This window comes from Paenibacillus pabuli NBRC 13638, from assembly GCF_001514495.1.
In the GTDB taxonomy this organism is placed as follows: Bacteria; Bacillota; Bacilli; order Paenibacillales; family Paenibacillaceae; genus Paenibacillus; species Paenibacillus pabuli.
Genome location: NZ_BCNM01000033.1, coordinates 40,900 through 63,478, shown reverse-complemented (window position 1 = coordinate 63,478; position 22,579 = coordinate 40,900). Strand labels below are relative to the sequence as shown.

Genomic DNA, 22,579 nt, shown 5'->3' with positions numbered 1-22,579 from the left:
TTTTGTGTATTTTTAACTTAGGGGATGCGAAAGCATCTCCTGTTTGACTTTGTCCCGTTCCTCTGACACACTCATAATGGATACATACATCACGTGTCAGGCCATGATCTGAAAGATATCATTAACTTAGAGAACGGGGTGCAGAATGACATGGAAATTCAGAAATTGACGGTAGATGATTTTGAACAAGCAATGGCACTCTCCGAGTATGCTTTTCAAGTGGTAATGAGTGAAGAACAGACCGAGAAGCGACGGAGTCAATTTGCGTCACAGGATATATGGGGGGTGTATGAGGAAGGGCAATTGGGTGCCAAACTTCACATTATTCCTTTTCAAACCTATATTCATGGGAGATCGTTCGAGATGGGCGGTATTGCGGGTGTAGCCACATGGCCAGAATATAGACGCAAAGGCTGGGTAGCAGGGCTGTTAAAGCATGCGCTCGAGGAGATGAACCGTAATAAACAAAGTATATCGTTTCTGCATCCGTTTTCTTTTGCTTTTTATCGGAAATATGGATGGGAGACGTATGTTGAATTTAAACGATATAAAGTGCTCACAGCTTATCTGCCTGCGAAAAAGGCAACCCCTGGAACGATTCGTCGTGGCGATCCGGGACTTAGTATATTAAAAGAAGTATACGGTGCCTACGCTGAGCGCTATAACGGAACATTGATCCGGAATGACGAAAGATGGGAGAATTCGGTTCTCACTAATGGAGCCAGTCAGAAGGCTGTATATTTTGATGATGCTGGTAAAGCACAAGGCTACCTTTTATATGAGGTTAAGGACAGAAAGTTTACCATTAGAGAAATCATTTATCTTAATGAAGAAGCGAGACAAGCCTTGTGGACCTTTATAGCCAACCATGATTCTATGATTGAGGAAGTAACATTACAGGCACCAGCCAGTGATATGCTTGCTTTTCAATTGGATAATCCACGGATTCAGCAGGAAATTGTACCCTTCTTCATGGCACGTATAGTGAGTGTAGAACAATTTATCTCACAGTATCCTTTTGCAAGCCCAGATTCGCCGGTACAGATTCGTCTAGAGGTAGAGGATGCTTATGCACCTTGGAATGAAGGGGTGTGGGAATTGAATGTGGCGATGAACGGTACAGCTTCTATATGGAAAACATCGGAGCAACCAGCTGAGGGTCAGACGGTTAAAGTCAATATTCAAACGCTTACTGCCATTTTAATGGGGTATCGCAGACCCGTAGAGATGGCTCAAATAGGTAGACTCAATGGTCCAACCGATACGATCAGGGCTCTGGAGCAAGCGATTCCTAAACGGGAAACCTATTTACTGGATTTTTTCTGATTTCATAGAAGTAACGACATTTTGGATCAATTTCATAGAATTAACTTGTACAGCAATACGTTGCTAGTGTGAGACAAATGGACTTCTCCAGCTTTTTTGGAGAGGTTTTTTTGTGTCAGCCGAATATTTCGTGTAAAATCGTAAAAAATGAATAGTGCTCCCTCTTGGCAAAACCACAAAATATGCTATAATGTATATAAAGTCAAAGAAAGTCAAAGTCAACTAAAGGTTAAATACTTACGTAGCTTTCTTTCTGCAATCCGGTGGTGGCAGCCATTTAGAGGGTAGTATACATCAGCGGATAAAGGCAATATTAAAGGACCTTCGAGCGTCCTTCGCTTACCTGTTAATGACCGTGGAAGACGAGTTTCGCTGTTTCCCTGATTGGTTAAATGGGTTGAGAAGGTGTACTCTGTAGGGGCGTGTGGGTCCTTATTGACTTAACGTTTCAGACAGTGGAGGATGAGTGGATGCGTAATATCTCTGATATTATCGAACAATATCTGAAGAGTATTTTGCATGAAAGTCCCGAAGGAATGGTCGAAATTCAACGTAATGATCTGGCTGATCAATTTTCATGTGTGCCTTCCCAGATCAATTATGTCATCAGCACCCGATTTACACTCGAAAAAGGTTACCTTGTAGAGAGTAAACGTGGCGGCGGCGGTTATGTTCGCATACAGCGGATTGAATTGCCGGCTCACTCGGCTCTGCATAACCATTTGCACCATAGTATCGGGGATGAGATCGGGCAGACAGCTGCCGAGGGTCTGATCTACCAACTGGAAGAAGCACGTTTCTTGAGCAAAAGGGAAGCCGGGTTGATGAGAGCAGCTGTATCGAGAGAGATTATATTGGTCAAACTTCCTTACCGGGATCAAATTCGTGCCAGAATGTTGAAGGCGATGTTAATATCTTTGCTCGGTAAATGAAAACTATCGGGATCAAGGGGGTACATCATTGTGCTGTGCCAAGAATGCAACAAACGTCCGGCGACGCTCCATTTTACGAAAATCGTGAACGGAGAGAAGACGGAGTTCCATATTTGTGAGTCATGTGCTCGTGAAAAAGGGGAAATGATCCCCGGTACATCCAACGGATTTTCCATTCACAACTTATTGTCCGGGTTGCTTGATTTTGACCCCTCAGGCAAGAATGGCAGTGCGGGAGCAACACCTGCACAAGCCCTTCGTTGTGAAGAGTGCGGCATGACCTATTCACAGTTTAGCAAAATCGGCCGCTTTGGCTGTAGCTCATGTTATAAATATTTTGACAGCCGTTTGGACCCTTTATTCAAACGGGTTCATGGCAGTACATCTCACGTAGGTAAAGTGCCTGCACGAGCTGGGGGCCGCATCAAGGTGAAACGACAAATCGCTGATCTGAAACGAGATCTTCAGGAGAGTATAACTCAAGAGGAGTTCGAAGAGGCCGCTCAAATTCGTGATCAGATCAGGGAACTTGAAAAAGAAATAGCTCAGGAGTAAAGTTTGTGATGAGTAGGAGGGATGCGTAATGCCTAATCTGCGCTTTACCGAGAAAGCGCTCAGCGACTGGATGCGCAGTGATGCGGCTGATTCCGAAATCGTCATTAGCAGCCGTGTCCGAATCGCACGCAACCTGCAGCATATTCCGTTTCCGATGCTGGCTTCCAATGAGCAATCGGAAGAAGTGCTGAATAAGCTGAGCGAAGTGCTTCAATATGATGAGGTTCATGCCTTTGGGGATTTTCATACGCTGGATCTGATGGATATCGATGAACTCGACAAACGGGTGCTGGTGGAAAAACATCTGATCAGTCCCAGTCTTGCGAACGAATCCAGAAATGGTGCTGTTATTCTCAGTGAGGATGAATCTGTCAGTATTATGATCAATGAAGAGGACCATCTACGTATCCAGTGCCTCTATCCGGGGTTCCAGGTGAAAGAAGCCTGGGAGAAAGCTTCCGCTATAGATGATGCTTTTGAAGCGCATGTGGATTATGCTTTTGATGACCGCAGAGGATACTTGACCAGTTGTCCTACGAATGTAGGTACAGGTGTAAGAGCTTCGGTCATGATGCATTTGCCCGCTCTGGTGATGACACAGCAGATTGGCCGCATTCTAACCGCAGTTTCCCAAGTCGGACTGACTGTACGTGGAATTTACGGTGAAGGCAGCGAGGCAATGGGTAACCTGTTTCAGATCTCGAACCAGATCACACTGGGGCAGACGGAACAAGAAGTCATTGATAACCTGCATAGTGTTGTGTTACAGATGATAGGGCATGAGCGTACCGCCAGAGAGCGGTTAATGACCGATTCCAGATTACGGATTACCGACAGAGTGATGCGTTCGTACGGTATATTGTCGCATGCAGCCATCGTCGATTCGAAGGAAGCTGCACAGCGTCTGTCCGATGTTCGACTTGGTGTAGACCTTGGCTTACTGGATGGCCTGTCCATAACCGTAATGAACGAGTTAAATGTGATGACCCAGCCGGGCTTTTTGCAGAAAACATTCGGGGAAGATATGCGGACAGATGAACGTGACATATATCGGGCTCAGTTAATCCGTGATACGATCAGTGCAGCCAATCAATCTTAGAATGTTTCATTAGAATGTTTCAAGTGTTAATTACAAAGGTTTCACGCTGCATCTGCGGCTTTTATATAAAAGAGCATTTTCTACAAATCAATGAGATCAATGCTGAATGATGTATTCGCAGCACGGCTGCAAACAAAAATGATATGAAGAATACGGTGGGATCCATTCTAGGCCCCCGTTTTATCCAAAACCATGGAGGTGCAGGAGATATGATGTTTGGAAGATTTACGGAACGGGCCCAAAAGGTGCTCGCATTGGCGCAGGAAGAAGCTGTCCGTCTTGGTCATAATAACATCGGTACAGAGCACATTTTGCTCGGCCTCATTCGTGAAGGCGAAGGCATCGCAGCCAAAGCGCTGATCGGCCTGGGACTCGGATTAGAAAAAATTCAAGATGAAGTAGAGACGCTGATTGGCCGCGGCCAAGAGCAACCTACGAACATTGCATATACGCCTCGTGCGAAAAAAGTAATTGAACTGTCTATGGATGAGGCCCGTAAATTAGGCCATACCTATGTAGGCACTGAGCATATCCTGCTCGGATTGATTCGTGAAGGCGAAGGGGTTGCAGCACGTGTGCTGAACAACCTGGGTATCAGTTTGAATAAGGCACGTCAACAAGTGCTGCAACTGCTTGGCAGCAGTGAAGCCGTATCCAGTCATCACGGTACGCCTGCGAATGTCAGCACACCAACACTGGATAGTCTGGCACGTGATTTAACGGCGTATGCCAGAGAGAATAACCTCGATCCGGTGATCGGTCGCAGCAAGGAAATCGAGCGTGTTATTCAGGTCCTAAGCCGTCGTACGAAGAACAACCCGGTACTGATTGGTGAACCAGGTGTAGGTAAAACGGCCATCGCTGAAGGACTTGCACAAAAAATCATCGCCAACGAAATTCCGGAAACTTTGCGTGACAAACGTGTCATGACGTTGGATATGGGCTCTGTTGTTGCAGGTACAAAATATCGTGGTGAGTTCGAAGATCGTCTGAAAAAAATTATGGATGAAATTCGTCAAGCGGGTAACATTGTCCTGTTCATCGACGAATTGCACACCCTGATTGGTGCAGGCGGAGCAGAAGGTGCCATTGATGCATCGAATATTCTTAAACCGGCTCTGGCTCGTGGAGAATTGCAGTGCATCGGTGCAACGACTCTGGATGAATACCGCAAATATATTGAGAAAGATGCTGCGCTTGAGCGTCGTTTCCAACCGATTACGGTAGATCAACCTTCTCCGGAAGAAGCCATTCAGATTCTACACGGGCTGCGTGATCGTTACGAGGCGCATCACCGGGTGAAAATTACGGATGAAGCGATTGTACAGGCGGTTAAACTGTCTGATCGGTACATTACGGACCGTTTCCTGCCGGATAAAGCGATCGACCTGATTGATGAGGCGGGTTCCAAAGTAAGATTGAACTCTTACACCATCCCACCAAACCTCAAACAACTGGAAAGCCGTCTCGAAGATATCCGTAAGGAAAAAGACGCGGCGGTCCAAAGTCAGGAATTCGAAAAGGCTGCAGCACTGCGCGACACGGAACAAAAAATTCGTGAAGAGCTGGATGTAACGAAGAACCAATGGAAAGAAAAACAAGGTCGCACGGATTCTGAAGTAACACCTGAGGATATCGCACAAGTGGTGGCTAACTGGACAGGAATTCCGGTGAACAAGCTGAAAGAAGAAGAGACACAACGTCTGATGACTTTGGAATCGATTCTGCATGAACGTGTCATTGGCCAAGATGAGGCTGTGAAGTCCGTCAGTCGTGCAGTTCGTCGTGCCCGTGCTGGACTTAAAGATCCGAAACGTCCAATGGGTTCATTTATCTTCCTGGGCCCTACAGGGGTAGGTAAAACCGAGCTGGCTCGTGCTCTTGCTGAAGCCATGTTTGGAGATGAAAATGCAGTCATCCGGATTGATATGTCCGAGTATGGCGAGAAGCATTCCACGTCAAGACTCGTCGGAGCTCCTCCAGGATATGTAGGATATGAAGAAGGTGGACAGCTGACTGAGAAAGTTCGTCGCAAACCTTACTCTGTCGTTCTTCTTGATGAAATCGAGAAAGCACATCCGGAAGTATTCAACATCTTGCTGCAAGTCCTTGAGGATGGTCGTCTGACCGACTCCAAAGGTCGTGTGGTAGACTTCCGTAATACGTTGATCATTTTGACATCCAATGTGGGTGCAGAAGCAATCAAACGTAACTCTACACTGGGCTTTACAGCCGTCGTGGATGCAGGTGCCGATTACGATAACATGAAGGGTAAAGTGATGGATGAGCTGAAGAAAAGCTTCCGTCCTGAGTTCCTGAACCGGATTGATGAAATTATCGTGTTCCATTCTCTTGAAGAGAAACACATTGCAGAGATTGTTACACTCATGAGTGAAGAGCTTCGCAAACGGCTGCAAGAGTATGAGGTCGACTTCGAGCTCACGGACAATGCCAAGGCCTTTCTTGCCAAAGCAGGCTTTGATCCAGCCTATGGTGCTCGTCCGCTTCGTCGGGCGATCCAAAAGCATATCGAAGACAAATTGTCCGAAGAATTGCTTACAGGTAGCGTTACCAAGGGCGATTCGTTGCTGATCGACGAAGAAAACGGAGCGTTGACTGTAACGAAGAAAGATGTAATTGTTCCTTCCACTGAGGAAATCGAAACAAAGTAATGGATGTAAAACTCTTGGATCAGACCTGAGCGTATGATTCATTTCCAATCCTTCCTGGCTTCGGCCAGGGAGGATTTTTTTATGGTATGGACAGAAATAAAATGAGCAGGTTAGGAACAGATGTAAAGTTTGCGATAATCCTTTACGAAAAATCTCAAACAATGGTAAACTTTTATTAACCCTGCACGTTAGGGCGTTAGGTCAAAATTCGTCGAAACATGCAAAATGCTGTTATAAAATATATTCTAGGAGTGCTGAAGTGGCCAAAGTTAAAACCAAGTTTCAATGTACGGAATGCGGCTATGAAGCCCCCAAATGGTACGGCAAATGTCCGGGTTGTCAGTCTTGGAATTCAATGGTGGAAGAAACAGAAACGGTAGTCAAAACACAAGGGAGAAATTCCCCTCTCTTTGAGAGTAAAGATAAACCACTTCCCATCATAGATATAGATAGCGGTCAGGAACCGCGTGTACAGACTGGAATTGAAGAGCTGAACCGTGTACTGGGCGGCGGAATTGTTCCAGGATCTCTCGTTCTGGTGGGCGGAGACCCCGGAATCGGAAAATCAACGTTGATGTTGCAAACCTCTCATGCATTGACTCATTCGGGTTTGCGCGTGTTATATGTCTCTGGCGAGGAATCAGTTAAACAAACCAAATTGCGGGCTGATCGTCTGGGTGCGTTATCTCCTGAGTTATATGTACTATGTGAGACTAATATGGAACGAGTTGAGGAAGCGGTGGAACAGATCCAGCCGCATTTTCTTGTCATCGACTCCATTCAGACGGTATATCTGCCAGAAGTCACCAGTGCACCCGGCAGTGTAGCTCAGGTAAGGGAATGTACCTCACGATTCATGCGGATTGCGAAAGGGCGAGGCATTGCAACCGTACTTGTGGGGCATGTTACGAAAGAAGGCGCCATTGCCGGTCCGCGTATGCTCGAACATATGGTGGACTGTGTTCTTTATTTTGAAGGAGAACGGCATCATACGTATCGCCTTTTACGTGCGGTTAAGAACCGTTTTGGTTCGACTAATGAGATAGGCATCTTTGAAATGGGGGAAGAAGGACTTCGTGAAGTTGGTAACCCTTCTGAGCTCTTTTTGTCAGAACGTCCACTTGGTGTGGCGGGTTCTACTGTAGTTGCCAGTATGGAGGGTACACGACCTCTGCTCGTGGAATTGCAGGCATTGATCTCAACCACACATTTTCCTTCGCCCCGCCGTATGGCTACAGGGGTGGATCTCCATCGATTAAACCTGATCATTGCAGTGCTGGAGAAACGAATGGGCATGTTTTTACAGACCCAGGATGCTTATCTGAATGTGGCTGGTGGTGTAAGACTAGATGAACCGGCAGTAGATTTGGCAGTTGCTGTAAGCATTGCATCGAGTTTGAGGGATGTACCGACCAAGCCGGATGACGTCATTTTTGGGGAAATCGGTTTGACGGGTGAAGTTCGGGCTGTATCACGGGCTGAACAACGTGTGAAAGAAGCCGAGAAACTGGGCTTCAAGCGTGTTATTTTACCAGAAAAAAGCTTAAAGGGCTGGAAACATCCTCGCGGGATACAACTGATCGGTGTGAATACCGTGGCAGATGCACTAGCGGTTGCTTTAGATTAGGGGGCATAATAAGATGAAGGATTCGAGCCAACTGGATAACATGAATGATTTGTTAAGGCTGATCGCACCAGGTACACCTTTCCGCGAAGGTCTGGAGAACGTGCTGCGCGCCAAGACGGGGGCACTGCTGGTTGTAGGATACAGCCCTGAAGTAATGGAAGTTGTGGATGGGGGATTTTCGATTAACTGCGACTTTTCCCCCAACTATCTGTATGAACTCGCCAAGATGGACGGTGCCATTATCCTAAGCGAGGATTTGAAGCGTATTCTATATGCCAATACCCAGCTCATCCCGGATTCTTCGATCTCCTCATCCGAGACAGGAATTCGTCACCGAACGGCAGAACGTGTTGCCAAGCAAACGGGCAAATTGGTCGTATCCATATCACAGCGCCGTAATATCATCACCTTATATCAAGGAACTCTTCGGTATTCCCTGAAGGAAATCGGGGTTATTCTGACCAAGGCGAATCAAGCGATTCAAACTTTGGAGAAATACAAAGCTGTATTGACGCAGTCCCTTACGAATCTGAGTGCATCCGAATTCGAGGAGCTGGTGACCATTCCTGAAGTGGTCAATGTCATCCAGCGTACAGAAATGGTTATGCGCATCAAAACCGAAATCAAACGGTACATTCATGAACTTGGTAACGAAGGACGACTGATCTCCATGCAGATGGAGGAGCTGGTCGGAACAACGGAGGAAGAGGCCTGGTTGCTCTACAAAGACTATGCCCGTGACGACAGTGATGACAAAATCCGCGATATTATTATAGGCCTGAAAAGGTTGTCAGACGATGAATTGCTGGATGCGCATCATATTGTTCGCCTGTTGGGGTACCCTTCGTCAGCTGCTACATCCGAAGATTCGGTTGCACCTCGCGGATATCGGGTATTGAATAAGATACCCCGCCTGCCGAATGTCATTATCCATAACCTGGTGGATCAGTTTGAACAATTGCCACATGTCATTATGGCTACCATTGAGGAACTGGACGAAGTGGACGGGATTGGTGAGGTACGCGCCCGCACCATTAAAGAAGGTCTCAAACGTTTGCAAGAGCAGATGTTTATTGACAGACAGATGTAAGGATTTGCCTATAACGGCTTGAATATGACGAGGTGAAACAACGATGTTAACCAGATTCATTCCGAATCTCTTTACCCTGGGTAATCTGTTTCTTGGAATGATGGCGATTTTACTTGCGATTGATGGGAATTACAGTTTGGCTGCAATCATGGTTATTGTTGCGATGTTATTGGATGGCCTGGATGGGCGGGTAGCACGTGCACTCAATGCTCAGAGTGAATTCGGCAAAGAGCTCGATTCCTTGTCAGACATGGTATCATTTGGTGCAGCTCCGGCCCTGATTATTTTTATGGTCTCGTTTCAGGATGCAACGCCGGTTTTTGCCTGGATCGCAACAGCCAGTTTTCCAATATGTGGGGCCATCCGGCTGGCACGCTTTAATGTCCGCCCGGGAATCCCCGGATACTTCACAGGCTTGCCGATTCCAGCAGCCGGTGGGGTATTAGCTACACTGTCCCTATTTAACAAGGATATCGGCCCTGTGAGTATGATGATTGCTACGTTGTTGTTATCCTATCTCATGGTGAGTTCACTGAAATATCCAAATTTCAAAAAAGTGGGTTTGCCGCGCAAAGCGATCTGGATCGCACCTTGGGTTATCGTCTTCGCAGTACTGGTGGCGGTAATGTTTCCCGAACAATTGTCCAAATTGATCTTTATTCCACTTGTGCTATATGCCCTGTACGGGATGAAGCATAATATGCAGACGGCAGCCTCACGAAACCGGGCCAAAAAGCGTAAAGAAGGGAAGTCTTCTCGTCCTTCGGATCGCTAGGTATTCCAGCATTCTAGAATTCGGTTTTTGTTTCAAATATCAAACATTACAAAGAAAGCACGTACGCTCCTGTGCAGGAGTATACGTGCTTTTTGTTATTCAGATCTACGACAAATTGAACATCCCTAACGTCGAACATTTCTGTGACTCGTGATTCACGACCTCTTCCATGTTAATGTCCAGCAGATTGCAGAGAGCCGACATATAAAAAAGGTTCCGCCCCAGTTCGGAGCTGATCACCTCTTTGCAATTCTCGCACAATTCACCTTCCACATGCGTTTCCAGCAGCCCTTTGGATTGAGAAATATCGCTCTCCGGGGCATATCTCTGCTTGGTGGCGTGCAGCTCAATGCAGCCGCATTCGGTAATGGCCTTGGACACGGCACGGTTGACAGAAGCTCCGGCTTGTCCCGTTTTGGACAGTACATCAATCAGGCTGCGATGACGCAGCAGCAGCTCGGAAACTTGATCCTGAAAAGCCTGTAAACTTAGCGTACTCATTTTGCTACTCACCTCGGGATATGAATTGAATTCATTATATGCCAATAATTTACCTTCTTTCAACTGACGATTGCAACATTTCCAAAAAGTTCTTCGAAAGCGGGATTAGCAATTTGGGAATTGGATCATACTGGATATAAACAAGAAGTTATATTGAAGGAGGTGCAGGGACTTATGTGGAAAAAAGGCATTTTAACTTTTACGGGATTGTGCGGTGCATGGTTCGGCTACACGGCATATCATCTGGCAGGAAAATCTGTCCCTTGGATGGCTGAGTGGATTCAGTCGGCAGGACTGTTGGGAGCTGGAGTATCAACTCTGCTAGGAGCTGTACTGTTTATGTCTGTGTGCAACATCGGAGGAACATTGATGGCAACCAGACTGCAAAATGGGATTGATTCTTTGGCAAAAGTACCGATGAATGAACTCGCAGCAGGCGCAGCGGGTACCGTTGCCGGATTATTGGTAGCCTTGCTGTTATACCCTTGTGTAGCCTGGCTTGGAACAGCCGGAGAGGTGCTTCAGGTGGCGCTGACGGTCATTAGCGCTTATACCGGGTATATGCTTGCCATGGCCAAGAAAGACGATCTGGGTGCCTTCTGGATGTCAGGACGATGGGGCCACCCTGAGGTGGATGAGGACAGGCGGATGGAAGAGCATAAGATTCTCGATACCAGCGTCATTATCGATGGCCGCATCGCAGATATATGCAAAACCGGATTTATCGAGGGAACGATTGTGATCCCGGAATTCGTATTGGAGGAATTGCAGCATATTGCCGATTCATCGGATCTGCTCAAGCGAAACAGAGGCCGGCGCGGGCTCGACATTTTGAATAAAATCCAGAAGGAATTGGACGTCAAGGTCCTGATCTATGAGGGGGATTTCGAGGAGATTTCCGAAGTGGACAGTAAGCTGGTTAAGCTGGCGAAAGTGCTTCAGGGCAAGGTCGTTACCAATGACTTTAACCTCAACAAGGTGTGTGAGCTCCAAGGTGTATCTGTACTGAACATCAATGATCTGGCTAATGCAGTCAAGCCAGTGGTCCTGCCCGGTGAGGAAATTCTGGTACAGATCATCAAGGATGGCAAGGAGCACGGTCAGGGTGTGGCTTATCTGGATGATGGCACGATGATCGTTGTGGAGGGTGGACGCGAGTATATCGGCATGATGATGGAAGTGCTGGTGACCAGTGTGCTGCAGACATCAGCGGGACGAATGATTTTTGCCAAGCCGAAATTGTTGGAAAAAGCCCAATAAAGCGGTATGATGGGTAGTGTATCGTTTAACGATATTTTATATCGAAAGTAGATATTTTGTATCTTAAGACGGTAAACTGACAGACAAGGCAGGGATCGGGGCATGGATAAAGGGTGGGGGGTTGTCATTGTGGCGGCAGGTCGGGGAACCCGAATGGGAACGACCGAGAGCAAACAGTTTCTGCTGCTGCAGGACAAGCCCGTTTTCATACATACGCTTGAGGTGTTTGCGGCTCTGGACGAGGTCAGCGAAATGGTCCTGGTAACCGGAGCAGCAGATGTTGAACGCTGCCTGAATTGGGTAAAAGAATACCAACTGGAATCACGTGTCCGTGTTATCCCCGGAGGGAAGGAGAGACAACATTCTGTGCATGAAGGCCTAAAGGCCTTGGGAACAGATTGGGTCCTCGTTCACGACGGGGTACGTCCTTTTATAAACCGTGAGCAGATCACAGGTTGCATGCAGGCCGCGATGTCGGGTGGAGCAGCTGTCCTGGCTGTTCCAGTGAAGGATACGATCAAACAAGTGAATGCGGAGGGTGTCGTTACGGCGACGCCAGAGCGCAGCAGTCTGTGGAGCATTCAAACCCCGCAGGCTTTTCGTCTTTCTTCGCTGCTGCTTGCCTATGAATCTGCTGAACGGGATGGATTTCTAGGGACGGATGACGCCATGCTGGCTGAGCGACAGGGAATGTCGGTCAAGGTTGTGGAAGGCAGTTATGCGAACATCAAATTAACGACGCCGGAAGATTTGGAGTATGCCGCGTTTTTGCTAGGGGGAGAGAAGAAGCGATGATACGTGTAGGACAGGGATTTGATGTACACCAACTGGTAGAGGGACGCCCTTGCATTATTGGCGGAGTGACGATTCCTTATGAAAAAGGATTGTTGGGCCACTCGGACGCAGATGTGCTGCTGCATGCCATTAGTGATGCTATTCTTGGGGCACTTGCACTCGGGGACATTGGGAAACACTTTCCGGATACCGATCCGGAATTCAAGGATGCCGACAGCCTGAAACTGCTGGAGCATGTGTGGCAGCTGGTGAAAGATCGCGGATACCGTCTCGGGAATATCGATTCAACCATTATTGCACAGAAGCCAAAGATGGCACCTTACGTTCCGCAGATGGCCGAGGTTATTGCCAAGGCACTGGAAGCAGATGTAACACAGGTGAATGTCAAAGCGACTACAACAGAGCAGCTCGGATTCCCCGGACGGGGAGAGGGTATAGCTGCCCAATCGGTTGTTTGCCTTGTTCGCGTGTGATATCATCAACCAATTAGAGACGGAGGGGATATTATGAGCACCGAAGTTCGCGTGCGTTATGCGCCGAGTCCAACGGGACACCTGCATATCGGGAATGCCCGTACGGCGCTGTTTAACTATTTGTATGCCAAACATAATAACGGCAAATTTATTATTCGTATTGAGGATACGGATGTGAAACGCAATATTGCCGGTGGTGAAGAAAGTCAGCTGAAATACCTGAAATGGCTCGGAATCGAGTGGGACGAAAGTATTGATGTTGGCGGCGAGTACGGACCATACCGTCAGACGGAACGTCTGGACATCTATCGCAAATATACGCAGGAGCTGCTGGACAAAGGTCTGGCTTACCGCTGCTATTGCACGGAAGAAGAGCTGGAGCAAGAACGTGAGGAGCAGACGGCACGTGGGGAAACTCCGCGCTATTCGGGTAAACATCGTGATCTGACACCGGAGCAGCAGAGCGCATTTGAAGCGGAAGGCCGTGTGGCGAGCATTCGTTTCCGTGTACCGGAAGAACGCGTATATACATTTGATGACATGGTCAAAGGGACCATTTCTTTCAACAGCAAGGAATCCGGCGACTTCGTCATTGTGAAAAAAGACGGGATTCCCACGTACAACTATGCCGTTGCTGTGGATGATTACCTGATGAAGATTTCCCACGTCCTGCGAGGGGAAGATCACATCTCCAATACACCGCGTCAGTTAATGATCTATGAAGCGCTCGGCTGGCAGCCGCCGCAATTCGGTCATATGACACTGATTGTGAATGAGAACCACAAGAAGCTGAGCAAACGGGATGAGTCCGTAATTCAGTTCATTGAACAATATGATCAGCTCGGCTATTTACCTGAAGCGATGTTTAACTTCATCTCCTTGCTTGGCTGGTCGCCTGAGGGAGAGGAAGAGATTTTCTCGCAAGAGCAGCTGATCTCCATTTTTGATACAAAGCGTCTGTCCAAGAGCCCGGCGGTATTTGATACCCACAAGTTGGCTCATTTGAACAACCATTATATCAAACATGCGGACCCGGATCGGATTGCCGAAATGGCCATTCCACATCTGCAAAAGGCAGGGCGCATCTCTAGTGAGCTTTCACCTGAACAGAAAGAATGGGCATATTCCCTTGTTCATCTCTACCAGGAGCAGATGAATTCGGCTTCGGATATTGTGGAATTGTCCGAAGTGTTCTTCCGTTCCCATCTGGAGATGGAAAGTGAAGGAGCTGCAGTACTCGCTGAGGAGCAGGTGCCGACCGTGCTGAAGGCCTTTGCTGACAAAGTGCAGGCGAGCGACGAATTTACACCTAGCAAGATGGCCGCGCTGATTAAGGAGGTTCAGAAAGAGACCGGATTTAAGGGGAAACAGCTGTTTATGCCTATTCGTGTAGCTTTGACAGGACAGACTCATGGTCGCGATTTGAACCAAACAATCGTACTGCTGGGCCGCGATACGGTTATTGATCGATTGCATGCTCAGGTAAAAGGCGCTTAACATACACACTTGTTTCAGTCTGCTCTGAACTGGAGTAAGGAACTTCGTTCGAACCGATATGAAGGAAGAATGTTGTCAGTCCATGACCTTTTCGCTATAATAGCAACACAAAGGTTAAATGGTATGATTTTATCATTCATCATAGAAACAGCAAAGACCGGGAGAAGTAGGTTGAACCGGGCAGATTCAGAGAGGATGGTCCCGCTTGCAAAGAATGCAGTTCTTTGCTTTCGGTGGCTGTGAGCCATCCGCTGTCCGTCAGTCGAAATGCACCCGTGAGCTGCATAGCCGAATCCGGCCCCGCCTCTTGCCCTGTTAGCAAAGAGGAAAACGCCAGGATAGGTTGTGACGGTTGGTTCCCGTTACGGAACTGTTGAGGGTTCATTCTTGTGCAAGGATACGAGGCGGCTATATTAGCTGACCGGTCCTTGTATGTTAAAGCATGGATCGAGCAGAGTGGGACCGCGATAAACGCCTCTGCAGCTTAAATAGCTGCAGAGGCGTTTTCTATTTAATCGAGTCGGAAGTACACTACCATGAGGGCCGCGCCGTCCGGTAAGCCGGAGGACGAAGACCTGAACAAGAGGGGAACGAGCATGTTCAAGAAGATCAGATCAGATATCCAGGCGGTGTTTGAAAACGATCCGGCGGCCCGGGGATGGTTTGAAGTTGTATTTACTTACTCGGGGCTGCACGCGATATGGGCGCACCGGGCGGCACACTTTTTATACAAGCGGAGATGGTTTTCATTGGCCCGGTTTATTTCGCAGGTCAGCCGTTTTATGACAGGTATTGAGATCCATCCCGGGGCTACAATCGGTAATCGCTTGTTTATTGACCATGGTATGGGCGTTGTGATTGGGGAAACGTGTGAAATTGGCGACGATGTTGTCATCTATCAAGGGGTTACACTTGGCGGAACGGGTAAAGAAAAAGGGAAGAGACATCCGACAATTGGCAATAATGTGGTTATCTCGTCCGGAGCGAAGGTGCTGGGTTCCTTCAGCGTGGGGGACCAATGCAATATTGGTGCAAACTCGGTTGTACTGAAGGAAGTTCCTTCGAACAGCACTGTGGTTGGCATACCTGGAAGAATCGTAAAACAGGATGGGCGACGAGTAGACCGTCTGAACCAGCAGCTTCCCGATCCGGTAATCGATTCCCTGCGCAGTATGCAGCAAGAGATCGAACGTTTGCGTGAAGAAGTGCGTACTTTGCAGAGTAGCCGTGAAAGTGAATTTTCCCGTGGTACAATAGAATAATGATGGAAACGGATGAAAGGAAAGTGACTATGACGCTTCAAATTTATAATACGATGAGTCGTACCAAAGAAAATTTTGTTCCCCAAGAGCCGGGGAAAGTGAAAATGTATGTGTGCGGACCAACGGTATATGATTACATTCATATCGGGAATGCGCGTCCGGTTATTTTTTTCGACACGGTTCGTGGATACCTGGAACAGACAGGGCATGAGGTAAACTATGTTGTGAACTTTACCGACGTGGATGACAAGCTCATTCGCAAAGCGGAGCAACTTGGTACAGATGTCCCTCATGTCGCTGAGAAGTTTATTGCAGCATACTATGAGGACCTCGAAGGGCTGGGTATTCCAAAGGCAAGCAGTAATCCAAGAGTAACGGAGAACATGCCGCTCATCATTGATTTTATCCGGGAATTGGTTGAAAAGGACTTCGCCTATGAAAATGGTGGTGACGTATATTACCGCACTGGGAAGTTCTCGGAGTATGGCAAACTGTCGAAACAGAACCTTCAGGAGTTACAATTTGGAATCCGTATCGGTGTAGATGAGCGCAAAGAGCATCCGGAGGACTTCGTGCTTTGGAAAGCTGCGAAGCCGGGTGAGATCTTCTGGTCCAGTCCATGGGGGGATGGTCGTCCGGGCTGGCATATCGAGTGCTCTGCCATGGCACGGGAGTACTTGGGCGACACGCTGGATATTCACGGTGGTGGACAGGATTTGCAGTTCCCGCATCATGAGTGCGAATGCGCTCAATCCGAGGTATTGACGGGCAAACCGCTGGCCAACTACTGGATGCATAATGGGTTTATCCGTATCGATAACGAAAAAATGTCAAAATCACTCGGGAACGGAGTTCTTGTCAAAGATCTACGTAATCAGTATAAACGTGAAGCTATTCGTTATTTCATGTTGTCTACCCATTACCGCAATCCATTGAACTTTACGGAAGATACAATGGAACAGGCACAGAATAGTGTGGACCGGATCGCCAATGCCGTAGGCAATCTCAATCATCGCTTGCAGGCTGTAAGCGTGGATGAAGCTGTATCAGCAGAATTTACAGCGAGACTGGAGCAGATTCGTCAGCAGTATCATGAGAAAATGCAAGATGATTTCAATACGCCTGATGCAATTACAGCACTTTTTGAATGGGCTGGGGAAGCGAACCTGCTGTTGCAGCAAGATGTGGTGAACGCTGCGGACATTCGTGCACTCCTGGAATTGTTCAGTGAACTGAATGCGGTGCTTCGCATCTATACGGATGCTGAACCGGAACTTTTGGATGAAGACATTGAGCGTCTGATTGAAGAACGCACACAAGCGCGTAAGTCCAAAAACTGGGCGCGGGCTGATGAAATTCGGGATGAACTGTCTGCGCAGGGCATCTTGCTTGAGGATACGGCTCAAGGGATGAGATGGCGGCGTAAATGACCGAGGATCAATCGAATAAGTTGTCTGAATCTGTCGATTGCAGTGAGCAAAAGCAGGTAGAAGAACAGTCTGTTACCCAGGGGGGATGGTTTCCCTATCCCCCATCCCGTCCCGCACGATTGATTCCACCGATTGCCCTCGCCTATATTGGTGACGCGGTATATGAGGTCGCTGTAAGGCAATATCTGTTGTCCAAAGCCAACATGCGTCCCAATCATCTGCACCGCAGTGCAACCGGTTTGGTGTCAGCCAAGGCCCAAAGCCGCATTCTTACGGGTATTGAAGCTGACCTGACGGATGAAGAACGTGACATCGTTAGACAAGGTCGCAATGCTAAGTCAGGCAGCATTCCCAAAAATGCGGATGTTCTGGAGTACAGACATGCTACTGCACTGGAGTGTCTGATCGGTTACCTGTATAGTAGTGGTCTGCATAGTCGAATGATTGAATTGATTGCCAAAGGCATCGAGCATGCCGAAGGCGAATACGGTTCAAACAAGCCGACAAAATAATAGATATTTCAACAAAATCCGCTTTTATGGGTTAGCTTATATAGGTGCTGATTCCAGCAGAGCGTTAAAGAGAGGATCGAACAAAATGGAAGAAGAATGGATCGCCGGGAAGCACTCGGTAACGGAGGCGCTGCGTTCAGGCCGGACCATTAATAAAATATGGATTGCAGATACAGCACAAAAACATCTGACACAACCTATTATCGCGGAAGCGAAAAAACTGGGTATTGTCATTCAGCACGTGGACAAGCGTAAACTGGATCAAACGGTTCCGGGCATCCAGCATCAGGGTGTTGTTGCCCAAGCTGCTCCTTACGCTTATGTCGAGGTAGAAGACATTCTTGCAGCGGCTGCAGCGAAAAATGAGCATCCGTTCCTGATATTGCTGGATGAGATTGAAGATCCGCATAACCTCGGATCCATTTTGCGGACGGCCGACTGTACGGGTGCACATGGTGTCATTGTGCCCAAGCGGCGCTCAGCTGCCGTTACAGTGACTGTTTCCAAAACATCAGCAGGTGCTGTTGAGTATGTGCCAGTAGCTCGCGTAAGCAATCTCGGACAAACGATTGACCGCCTCAAGGAAGAAGGCGTATGGGTGGTGGGCACGGATGTTGCTGCACAGGAGAGCGTGTTTGGTAACGGAGTCTTTACAGGTCCTGTAGCTCTTGTGATCGGAAATGAAAACAAGGGAATGGGACGACTCATTCGGGAGAAATGCGATGTGTTGATCAAGTTGCCGATGCAAGGACAGATTAATTCCCTGAATGCTTCCGTGGCTGCGGGTGTTGTCATGTATGAGGTGCTCCGCTCGCGTCAAGCGCAGGACTAGAAGATATGGCTGATTCCCGTGATGTGCTTCTTGTAGACGGGTACAACATGATTGGTGACTGGCCGGAGTTATCGAGACTGGCGGTGAGTGGTTTGGAGGAGGCACGCAACAGGCTTCTCTCCCGTCTAGCCGATTACCAGGCATTCTCCGGTCTGAGAGTCATCGTTGTTTTTGACGCCTACCTCGTGCCTGGACTCGGCAAATCCTTTACACAGAGCAAAGTGCAGATTTTTTTTACAAAGGAAAAAGAGACGGCAGACGAATGCATTGAGAGACTCGTTCGGGAACTAAGCACGCGAAGACGCCAAATCTATGTGGCTACAAGTGATATGGTAGAGCAGCATGTCATTTTTGGACAGGGGGCTCTGCGAATATCTGCAAGGGAACTGTTGATCGAAGTGGAGCAGAACGAAAAAGAGTTACAAAAACGTCTGGCAGAAGATCAAGCTAAAGCTACGCGCAATACACTCGGCGGGAAATTAAGTCCGGATGTTTTGAAACAGTTCGAGCGATGGCGGCGGGAATAACAGCGCGGTTTTACAGAATTTAGATTTTTGAAACTCTTGACAATTATGTTATTGATGTTCTTTTTTAGGCAGAGCGTGGTTGACGGTGTGAGGTACCATCATATATACTGATCCTATATTTCATAGAGTAGAGTAACGGGGTACCTTGCGTTGCAGCCGGAGGGATTGTCTGTGAGTGTCGACCTCAAAGATATCATGTTATCCAAGTATGATTACCAAAGTGACGAAGACATTGTCGAAGCGGTCCGTGAAGGCGAGAGCGAAGCGCTGGAGTTTTTGATTAACAAATATCGCAACTTTGTACGCGCCAAGGCAAGATCTTATTTTCTGATTGGGGCCGACCGGGAAGATATCATTCAGGAAGGAATGATTGGACTCTATAAATCCATTAGGGATTTCAAAGGGGACAAGCTCGCTTCTTTCAAAGCCTTTGCCGAGTTGTGTATTACACGACAGATTATTACGGCAATCAAGACGGCAACACGTCAGAAGCATATTCCGCTTAATTCTTATGTATCACTGGATAAGCCTATTTATGACGAAGAGTCTGATCGTACGTTACTCGATGTGATTTGTGGAACTCAGGTCAGTGATCCAGAAGAGCTTATCATTAATCAGGAAGAGTTTGTTGGCCTGGAAGATAAAATGTCTGAGATTTTGAGTGATCTGGAACGTAAAGTATTGATGTTGTATCTGGACGGGAGATCTTATCAAGAGATTGCAGTCGATTTGGACAGACATGTGAAGTCCATTGACAATGCACTTCAGCGCGTAAAGCGTAAACTTGAAAAGTACCTGGAAGTACGAGATAATTAAACACATGTTGTCGTTGACGGAAAAGGCTCGGGGTTTGAGTCTTTTTTTGCTGCTTCAAGTTTATAAACAAAAAGAATGATTATACTAGTAATCGCTTGGTCCATGCAGGAGAAGAGAAAAACAGAGATGAGAAACTGAAAGTGTTTGATAGGAACTTTTACCCAAAGATGAAAGGCTATTCTTTCATTGACATGGTTATACCCTTATGATAAAGTGTTTTAGGTAGGCCTAAATTCGCGGCTTTTTTTAGGATCAATTTAGAGACTCCGCTTCAACGTGGAAGTCTTCGGGAGGTGTACATCATGCGGGTAATTATTACTTTGGCTTGTACGAACTGCAAACAAAGAAATTACACTACGACAAAAAACAAGCGTAATCACCCCGACCGCATGGAGATGAAGAAATTTTGCAAGTTTTGTAACGAGCAGACTTCTCATCGCGAAACCAGATAGTTTTTTGGAGGTGTAGTCGGCGTGAAACGTAGTTTCAAATCTCTGATTTCCTTTTTCTCTGAAAGCTGGGCTGAACTTAAAAAAGTTCGCTGGCCTAATCGTAAAGAGCTGACCAACTACACATTGATCGTACTTGGTACTGTTGTGGTTATGACGCTGTTTTTTTGGGTCGTTGATATCGGCATCTCCGCTGTGATCGAAGCGATTATTTAAGAAGGGTCCCAGGTGGCTTGATATGGAAAAAAGATGGTACGTCGTTCATACCTATTCAGGGTATGAGAATAAGGTCAAAGCCAATTTGGAAAAACGCGTAGAGTCCATGGGCATGGAAGACAAGATTTTCCGCGTTCTTGTTCCTATGGAAGAAGAAGTGGTAAACAAGGACGGTAAGAAAAAAACCGTTATGCGTAAAGTTTACCCCGGTTATGTCTTGGTGGAAATGGTCCAGACGGATGACTCTTGGTATGTTGTTCGTAACACACCAGGTGTTACGGGATTTGTCGGTTCGACAGGTTCCGGGTCCAAACCAACAGCCTTGCTGCCTGAAGAAGTGGAACAAATTCTGAAGCATATGGGCATGGTTGAGCCGAAGCCTAAAATTGAATTCGACATTAAGGAATCCGTACGTATTAAAGTTGGTCCTTTTGCGAATTTTGTGGGCTCCGTGGAAGAAATTTTGGTAGACAAAAGCAAGTTGAAAGTGCATGTGAACATGTTTGGACGGGAAACACCGCTTGAGTTGGAATATACCCAAGTGGAGAAGATATAGTCTCTTCAAGTTTCTTGTGGGAGGACCGAGAGGTCCGTTAACCACTATTTTGCAAGGAGGTGTCAATCATGGCAAAAAAGGTAATCAAAATGGTAAAACTGCAAATTCCAGCAGGTAAAGCGAATCCAGCGCCTCCGGTAGGTCCAGCTTTGGGTCAAGCAGGTGTCAACATCATGGCATTCTGTAAAGAGTTCAACGCTCGTACAGCCGATCAAGCGGGATTGATTATTCCTGTTGAAATCACAGTATTCGAAGACCGTTCCTTTACTTTCATCACTAAAACTCCACCAGCAGCAGTTCTGTTGAAAGTGGCAGCTAAAGTGGAAAAAGGATCCGGCGAACCAAACAAGAAAAAAGTCGCTACCGTTAAACGTGATGCGGTACGTCAAATCGCGGAACAAAAAATGCCTGACCTGAATGCAGCTGACGTTGAGTCCGCAATGCGTATGGTCGAAGGTACTGCCCGCAGCATGGGTATCACCATCGAAGACTAATTTTTCATCTGAAACATGGCTTCGTAAAGCCGGCCGATTCGCGGCCGGTTGATGTGGGAGGTATATCCGCTAACACCACAAAGGAGGAATATAACATGGCTAAACACGGTAAAAAATACCTGGAAGCTGCTAAGCTGATTGACAGCGAAGCAACTTACGAGCCTTCAGAAGCTGTAGAGCTTGTGAAAAAGGCAGCCACTGCAAAATTCGATGAAACAATCGAAGCAGCAGTACGCTTGGGCGTAGACCCACGTAAACAAGACCAGGCTGTACGTGGTGTTGTTGTCTTGCCTCACGGCACAGGTAAAACACAACGCGTATTGGTATTTGCAAAAGGTGACAAAGCGAAAGAAGCGGAAGCGGCTGGCGCGGACTATGTTGGTGATGCAGACATGATCAACAAAATCCAACAAGGCTGGTTCGAATTCGACGTCTGCGTTGCGACACCAGATATGATGAGTGAAGTAGGTAAATTGGGCCGTCTGCTCGGCGGTAAAGGTCTGATGCCTAACCCTAAAGCCGGAACGGTAACTTTCGATGTATCCAAGGCTGTTCAAGAAATTAAAGCCGGTAAAATCGAATATCGTCTGGATCGTGCAGGTCAAATTCATGCACCGATCGGTAAAGCTTCTTTCTCGGCAGAGCAACTGAATGAGAACCTTAAAGCTCTCATGGATGCTTTGACTCGTGCTAAACCGGCGGCAGCAAAAGGTGTTTATCTGAAGAATGTTAGTCTTTCTTCCACGATGGGCCCTGGCGCACGCGTGAACGCAGCATCTTTTAGATAATATCTCTTGACAGGCTTGTCTTGTTCTGATATTCTATAAAAGTTGTGAGTCCGAGTGACTGACCGTTGACATTTGAATATGCTTGCCGTAGACAG

At 47.3% G+C, this 22,579-nt stretch carries 25 protein-coding genes and 1 other annotated feature (1 of these 26 cut by a window edge); of the genes, 23 read left to right on the top strand and 2 right to left on the bottom strand.

The annotated features are described in order from the left end of the window. Window positions 1-150: 150 nt before the first annotated feature. From PPA03S_RS30095 to pssA, 8 genes are all read left to right on the top strand, one after another. Complete coding sequence (locus tag PPA03S_RS30095; protein ID WP_062329522.1) at window positions 151-1,326, top strand: GNAT family N-acetyltransferase; 1,176 nt, start codon at window positions 151-153, stop codon at window positions 1,324-1,326. Window positions 1,327-1,796: 470 nt separating this feature from the next. Further along, the gene (locus PPA03S_RS30090; RefSeq protein ID WP_024633618.1) at window positions 1,797-2,258 is read left to right on the top strand and encodes a CtsR family transcriptional regulator; all 462 of its coding nucleotides are present in this window, start codon (window positions 1,797-1,799) and stop codon (window positions 2,256-2,258) included. 30 nt (window positions 2,259-2,288) lie between these two features. Beyond that, window positions 2,289-2,813 carry a protein-arginine kinase activator protein McsA gene (gene mcsA, locus PPA03S_RS30085; RefSeq protein ID WP_062329513.1) on the top strand — a complete coding sequence of 175 codons (525 nt, stop codon included), beginning with the start codon at window positions 2,289-2,291 and terminating at the stop codon, window positions 2,811-2,813. 28 nt (window positions 2,814-2,841) lie between these two features. Further along, complete coding sequence (gene mcsB, locus PPA03S_RS30080; protein WP_062329511.1) at window positions 2,842-3,912, top strand: protein-arginine kinase McsB; 1,071 nt, start codon at window positions 2,842-2,844, stop codon at window positions 3,910-3,912. Between the two features lie 209 nt (window positions 3,913-4,121). Continuing rightward, window positions 4,122-6,584 (top strand): ATP-dependent Clp protease ATP-binding subunit, encoded by a 2,463-nt coding sequence (locus tag PPA03S_RS30075; protein ID WP_062329509.1) that lies wholly within the window; start codon window positions 4,122-4,124, stop codon window positions 6,582-6,584. A gap of 259 nt (window positions 6,585-6,843) precedes the next feature. Next, complete coding sequence (gene radA / locus PPA03S_RS30070) at window positions 6,844-8,211, top strand: DNA repair protein RadA (RefSeq protein ID WP_062329507.1); 1,368 nt, start codon at window positions 6,844-6,846, stop codon at window positions 8,209-8,211. 13 nt (window positions 8,212-8,224) lie between these two features. Then, window positions 8,225-9,301, top strand: a complete 1,077-nt coding sequence (gene disA / locus PPA03S_RS30065) for a DNA integrity scanning diadenylate cyclase DisA (protein ID WP_062329505.1) — start codon at window positions 8,225-8,227, stop codon at window positions 9,299-9,301. A 43-nt stretch (window positions 9,302-9,344) separates the two neighbouring features. Continuing rightward, window positions 9,345-10,076, top strand: coding sequence for a CDP-diacylglycerol--serine O-phosphatidyltransferase (pssA, locus tag PPA03S_RS30060; protein WP_062329503.1), 732 nt, complete (start codon window positions 9,345-9,347; stop codon window positions 10,074-10,076). A gap of 105 nt (window positions 10,077-10,181) precedes the next feature. On the opposite strand, the gene PPA03S_RS30055 is transcribed toward pssA, so the two are convergent. Continuing rightward, a complete protein-coding gene (locus tag PPA03S_RS30055) occupies window positions 10,182-10,577 on the bottom strand; it encodes a nucleoside triphosphate pyrophosphohydrolase family protein (RefSeq protein WP_062329520.1) in 396 nt (131 codons plus the stop codon). A 174-nt stretch (window positions 10,578-10,751) separates the two neighbouring features. Here PPA03S_RS30055 and PPA03S_RS30050 point away from each other — a divergent pair, with 174 nt between their 5' ends. The 4 genes from PPA03S_RS30050 to gltX all read left to right on the top strand — a co-directional run bounded on the left by PPA03S_RS30050 (window position 10,752) and on the right by gltX (window position 14,602). Next, on the top strand, window positions 10,752-11,837 hold the full coding sequence (locus PPA03S_RS30050; protein WP_062329501.1) for a PIN/TRAM domain-containing protein: 1,086 nt from the start codon (window positions 10,752-10,754) through the stop codon (window positions 11,835-11,837). A 102-nt stretch (window positions 11,838-11,939) separates the two neighbouring features. Beyond that, window positions 11,940-12,632, top strand: coding sequence for a 2-C-methyl-D-erythritol 4-phosphate cytidylyltransferase (gene ispD / locus PPA03S_RS30045; protein WP_062329499.1), 693 nt, complete (start codon window positions 11,940-11,942; stop codon window positions 12,630-12,632). After that, the gene (ispF, locus tag PPA03S_RS30040; protein ID WP_053779226.1) at window positions 12,629-13,105 is read left to right on the top strand and encodes a 2-C-methyl-D-erythritol 2,4-cyclodiphosphate synthase; all 477 of its coding nucleotides are present in this window, start codon (window positions 12,629-12,631) and stop codon (window positions 13,103-13,105) included. Before ispD ends, ispF begins: the two co-directional genes overlap by 4 nt. A gap of 33 nt (window positions 13,106-13,138) precedes the next feature. Then, a complete protein-coding gene (gene gltX / locus PPA03S_RS30035; RefSeq protein ID WP_062329498.1) occupies window positions 13,139-14,602 on the top strand; it encodes a glutamate--tRNA ligase in 1,464 nt (487 codons plus the stop codon). 139 nt (window positions 14,603-14,741) lie between these two features. On the opposite strand, the gene PPA03S_RS33120 is transcribed toward gltX, so the two are convergent. Then, window positions 14,742-14,924 carry a hypothetical protein gene (locus tag PPA03S_RS33120; RefSeq protein ID WP_157284426.1) on the bottom strand — a complete coding sequence of 61 codons (183 nt, stop codon included), beginning with the start codon at window positions 14,922-14,924 and terminating at the stop codon, window positions 14,742-14,744. A 274-nt stretch (window positions 14,925-15,198) separates the two neighbouring features. On the opposite strand from PPA03S_RS33120, the gene cysE reads away from it, so the two are divergent. From cysE to rplA, 11 genes are all read left to right on the top strand, one after another. Beyond that, window positions 15,199-15,864: a serine O-acetyltransferase gene (cysE, locus tag PPA03S_RS30030; protein WP_062329496.1), complete on the top strand. Its 666-nt coding sequence runs from the start codon at window positions 15,199-15,201 to the stop codon at window positions 15,862-15,864. A gap of 29 nt (window positions 15,865-15,893) precedes the next feature. Then, window positions 15,894-17,294 carry a cysteine--tRNA ligase gene (gene cysS / locus PPA03S_RS30025; protein WP_062329494.1) on the top strand — a complete coding sequence of 467 codons (1,401 nt, stop codon included), beginning with the start codon at window positions 15,894-15,896 and terminating at the stop codon, window positions 17,292-17,294. Continuing rightward, window positions 17,291-17,806 (top strand): Mini-ribonuclease 3, encoded by a 516-nt coding sequence (locus tag PPA03S_RS30020; protein WP_082704367.1) that lies wholly within the window; start codon window positions 17,291-17,293, stop codon window positions 17,804-17,806. The genes cysS and PPA03S_RS30020 overlap by 4 nt, the downstream gene beginning before the upstream one ends. A gap of 85 nt (window positions 17,807-17,891) precedes the next feature. Next, window positions 17,892-18,638 (top strand): 23S rRNA (guanosine(2251)-2'-O)-methyltransferase RlmB, encoded by a 747-nt coding sequence (gene rlmB / locus PPA03S_RS30015; protein WP_062329492.1) that lies wholly within the window; start codon window positions 17,892-17,894, stop codon window positions 18,636-18,638. Between the two features lie 5 nt (window positions 18,639-18,643). After that, entirely contained in the window at window positions 18,644-19,165 is a 522-nt protein-coding gene (locus PPA03S_RS30010; RefSeq protein ID WP_062329490.1) for an NYN domain-containing protein, read from the top strand. Between the two features lie 171 nt (window positions 19,166-19,336). Beyond that, a complete protein-coding gene (gene sigH / locus PPA03S_RS30005; RefSeq protein ID WP_024633601.1) occupies window positions 19,337-19,981 on the top strand; it encodes an RNA polymerase sporulation sigma factor SigH in 645 nt (214 codons plus the stop codon). A gap of 302 nt (window positions 19,982-20,283) precedes the next feature. Next, a complete protein-coding gene (gene rpmG / locus PPA03S_RS32645) occupies window positions 20,284-20,433 on the top strand; it encodes a 50S ribosomal protein L33 (protein ID WP_072735843.1) in 150 nt (49 codons plus the stop codon). Between the two features lie 21 nt (window positions 20,434-20,454). Beyond that, the gene (gene secE, locus PPA03S_RS30000; RefSeq protein ID WP_024633600.1) at window positions 20,455-20,646 is read left to right on the top strand and encodes a preprotein translocase subunit SecE; all 192 of its coding nucleotides are present in this window, start codon (window positions 20,455-20,457) and stop codon (window positions 20,644-20,646) included. A 22-nt stretch (window positions 20,647-20,668) separates the two neighbouring features. Further along, window positions 20,669-21,202 carry a transcription termination/antitermination protein NusG gene (nusG, locus tag PPA03S_RS29995; RefSeq protein WP_024633599.1) on the top strand — a complete coding sequence of 178 codons (534 nt, stop codon included), beginning with the start codon at window positions 20,669-20,671 and terminating at the stop codon, window positions 21,200-21,202. Window positions 21,203-21,270: 68 nt separating this feature from the next. Continuing rightward, the gene (rplK, locus tag PPA03S_RS29990; RefSeq protein ID WP_024633598.1) at window positions 21,271-21,696 is read left to right on the top strand and encodes a 50S ribosomal protein L11; all 426 of its coding nucleotides are present in this window, start codon (window positions 21,271-21,273) and stop codon (window positions 21,694-21,696) included. A 95-nt stretch (window positions 21,697-21,791) separates the two neighbouring features. Next, a complete protein-coding gene (gene rplA / locus PPA03S_RS29985; protein WP_024633597.1) occupies window positions 21,792-22,484 on the top strand; it encodes a 50S ribosomal protein L1 in 693 nt (230 codons plus the stop codon). 67 nt (window positions 22,485-22,551) lie between these two features. After that, window positions 22,552-22,579 (top strand) — a sequence feature (ribosomal protein L10 leader region) (it continues 119 nt past the right edge of the window).

Excerpts from the sequence above, each read along its gene's own strand:
- PPA03S_RS30095 (WP_062329522.1), top strand. The coding sequence starts at position 151 with ATGGAAATTCAGAAATTGACGGTAGATGATTTTGAACAAGCAATGGCA.
- PPA03S_RS30090 (WP_024633618.1), top strand. The coding sequence starts at position 1,797 with ATGCGTAATATCTCTGATATTATCGAACAATATCTGAAGAGTATTTTG.
- mcsB (WP_062329511.1), top strand. The coding sequence starts at position 2,842 with ATGCCTAATCTGCGCTTTACCGAGAAAGCGCTCAGCGACTGGATGCGC.
- PPA03S_RS30075 (WP_062329509.1), top strand. The coding sequence starts at position 4,122 with ATGATGTTTGGAAGATTTACGGAACGGGCCCAAAAGGTGCTCGCATTG.
- disA (WP_062329505.1), top strand. The coding sequence starts at position 8,225 with ATGAAGGATTCGAGCCAACTGGATAACATGAATGATTTGTTAAGGCTG.
- pssA (WP_062329503.1), top strand. The coding sequence starts at position 9,345 with ATGTTAACCAGATTCATTCCGAATCTCTTTACCCTGGGTAATCTGTTT.
- PPA03S_RS30055 (WP_062329520.1), bottom strand. The coding sequence starts at position 10,577 with ATGAGTACGCTAAGTTTACAGGCTTTTCAGGATCAAGTTTCCGAGCTG.
- PPA03S_RS30050 (WP_062329501.1), top strand. The coding sequence starts at position 10,752 with ATGTGGAAAAAAGGCATTTTAACTTTTACGGGATTGTGCGGTGCATGG.
- ispD (WP_062329499.1), top strand. The coding sequence starts at position 11,940 with ATGGATAAAGGGTGGGGGGTTGTCATTGTGGCGGCAGGTCGGGGAACC.
- ispF (WP_053779226.1), top strand. The coding sequence starts at position 12,629 with ATGATACGTGTAGGACAGGGATTTGATGTACACCAACTGGTAGAGGGA.
- gltX (WP_062329498.1), top strand. The coding sequence starts at position 13,139 with ATGAGCACCGAAGTTCGCGTGCGTTATGCGCCGAGTCCAACGGGACAC.
- cysE (WP_062329496.1), top strand. The coding sequence starts at position 15,199 with ATGTTCAAGAAGATCAGATCAGATATCCAGGCGGTGTTTGAAAACGAT.
- cysS (WP_062329494.1), top strand. The coding sequence starts at position 15,894 with ATGACGCTTCAAATTTATAATACGATGAGTCGTACCAAAGAAAATTTT.
- PPA03S_RS30020 (WP_082704367.1), top strand. The coding sequence starts at position 17,291 with ATGACCGAGGATCAATCGAATAAGTTGTCTGAATCTGTCGATTGCAGT.
- rlmB (WP_062329492.1), top strand. The coding sequence starts at position 17,892 with ATGGAAGAAGAATGGATCGCCGGGAAGCACTCGGTAACGGAGGCGCTG.
- PPA03S_RS30010 (WP_062329490.1), top strand. The coding sequence starts at position 18,644 with ATGGCTGATTCCCGTGATGTGCTTCTTGTAGACGGGTACAACATGATT.
- rpmG (WP_072735843.1), top strand. The coding sequence starts at position 20,284 with ATGCGGGTAATTATTACTTTGGCTTGTACGAACTGCAAACAAAGAAAT.
- nusG (WP_024633599.1), top strand. The coding sequence starts at position 20,669 with ATGGAAAAAAGATGGTACGTCGTTCATACCTATTCAGGGTATGAGAAT.
- rplK (WP_024633598.1), top strand. The coding sequence starts at position 21,271 with ATGGCAAAAAAGGTAATCAAAATGGTAAAACTGCAAATTCCAGCAGGT.
- rplA (WP_024633597.1), top strand. The coding sequence starts at position 21,792 with ATGGCTAAACACGGTAAAAAATACCTGGAAGCTGCTAAGCTGATTGAC.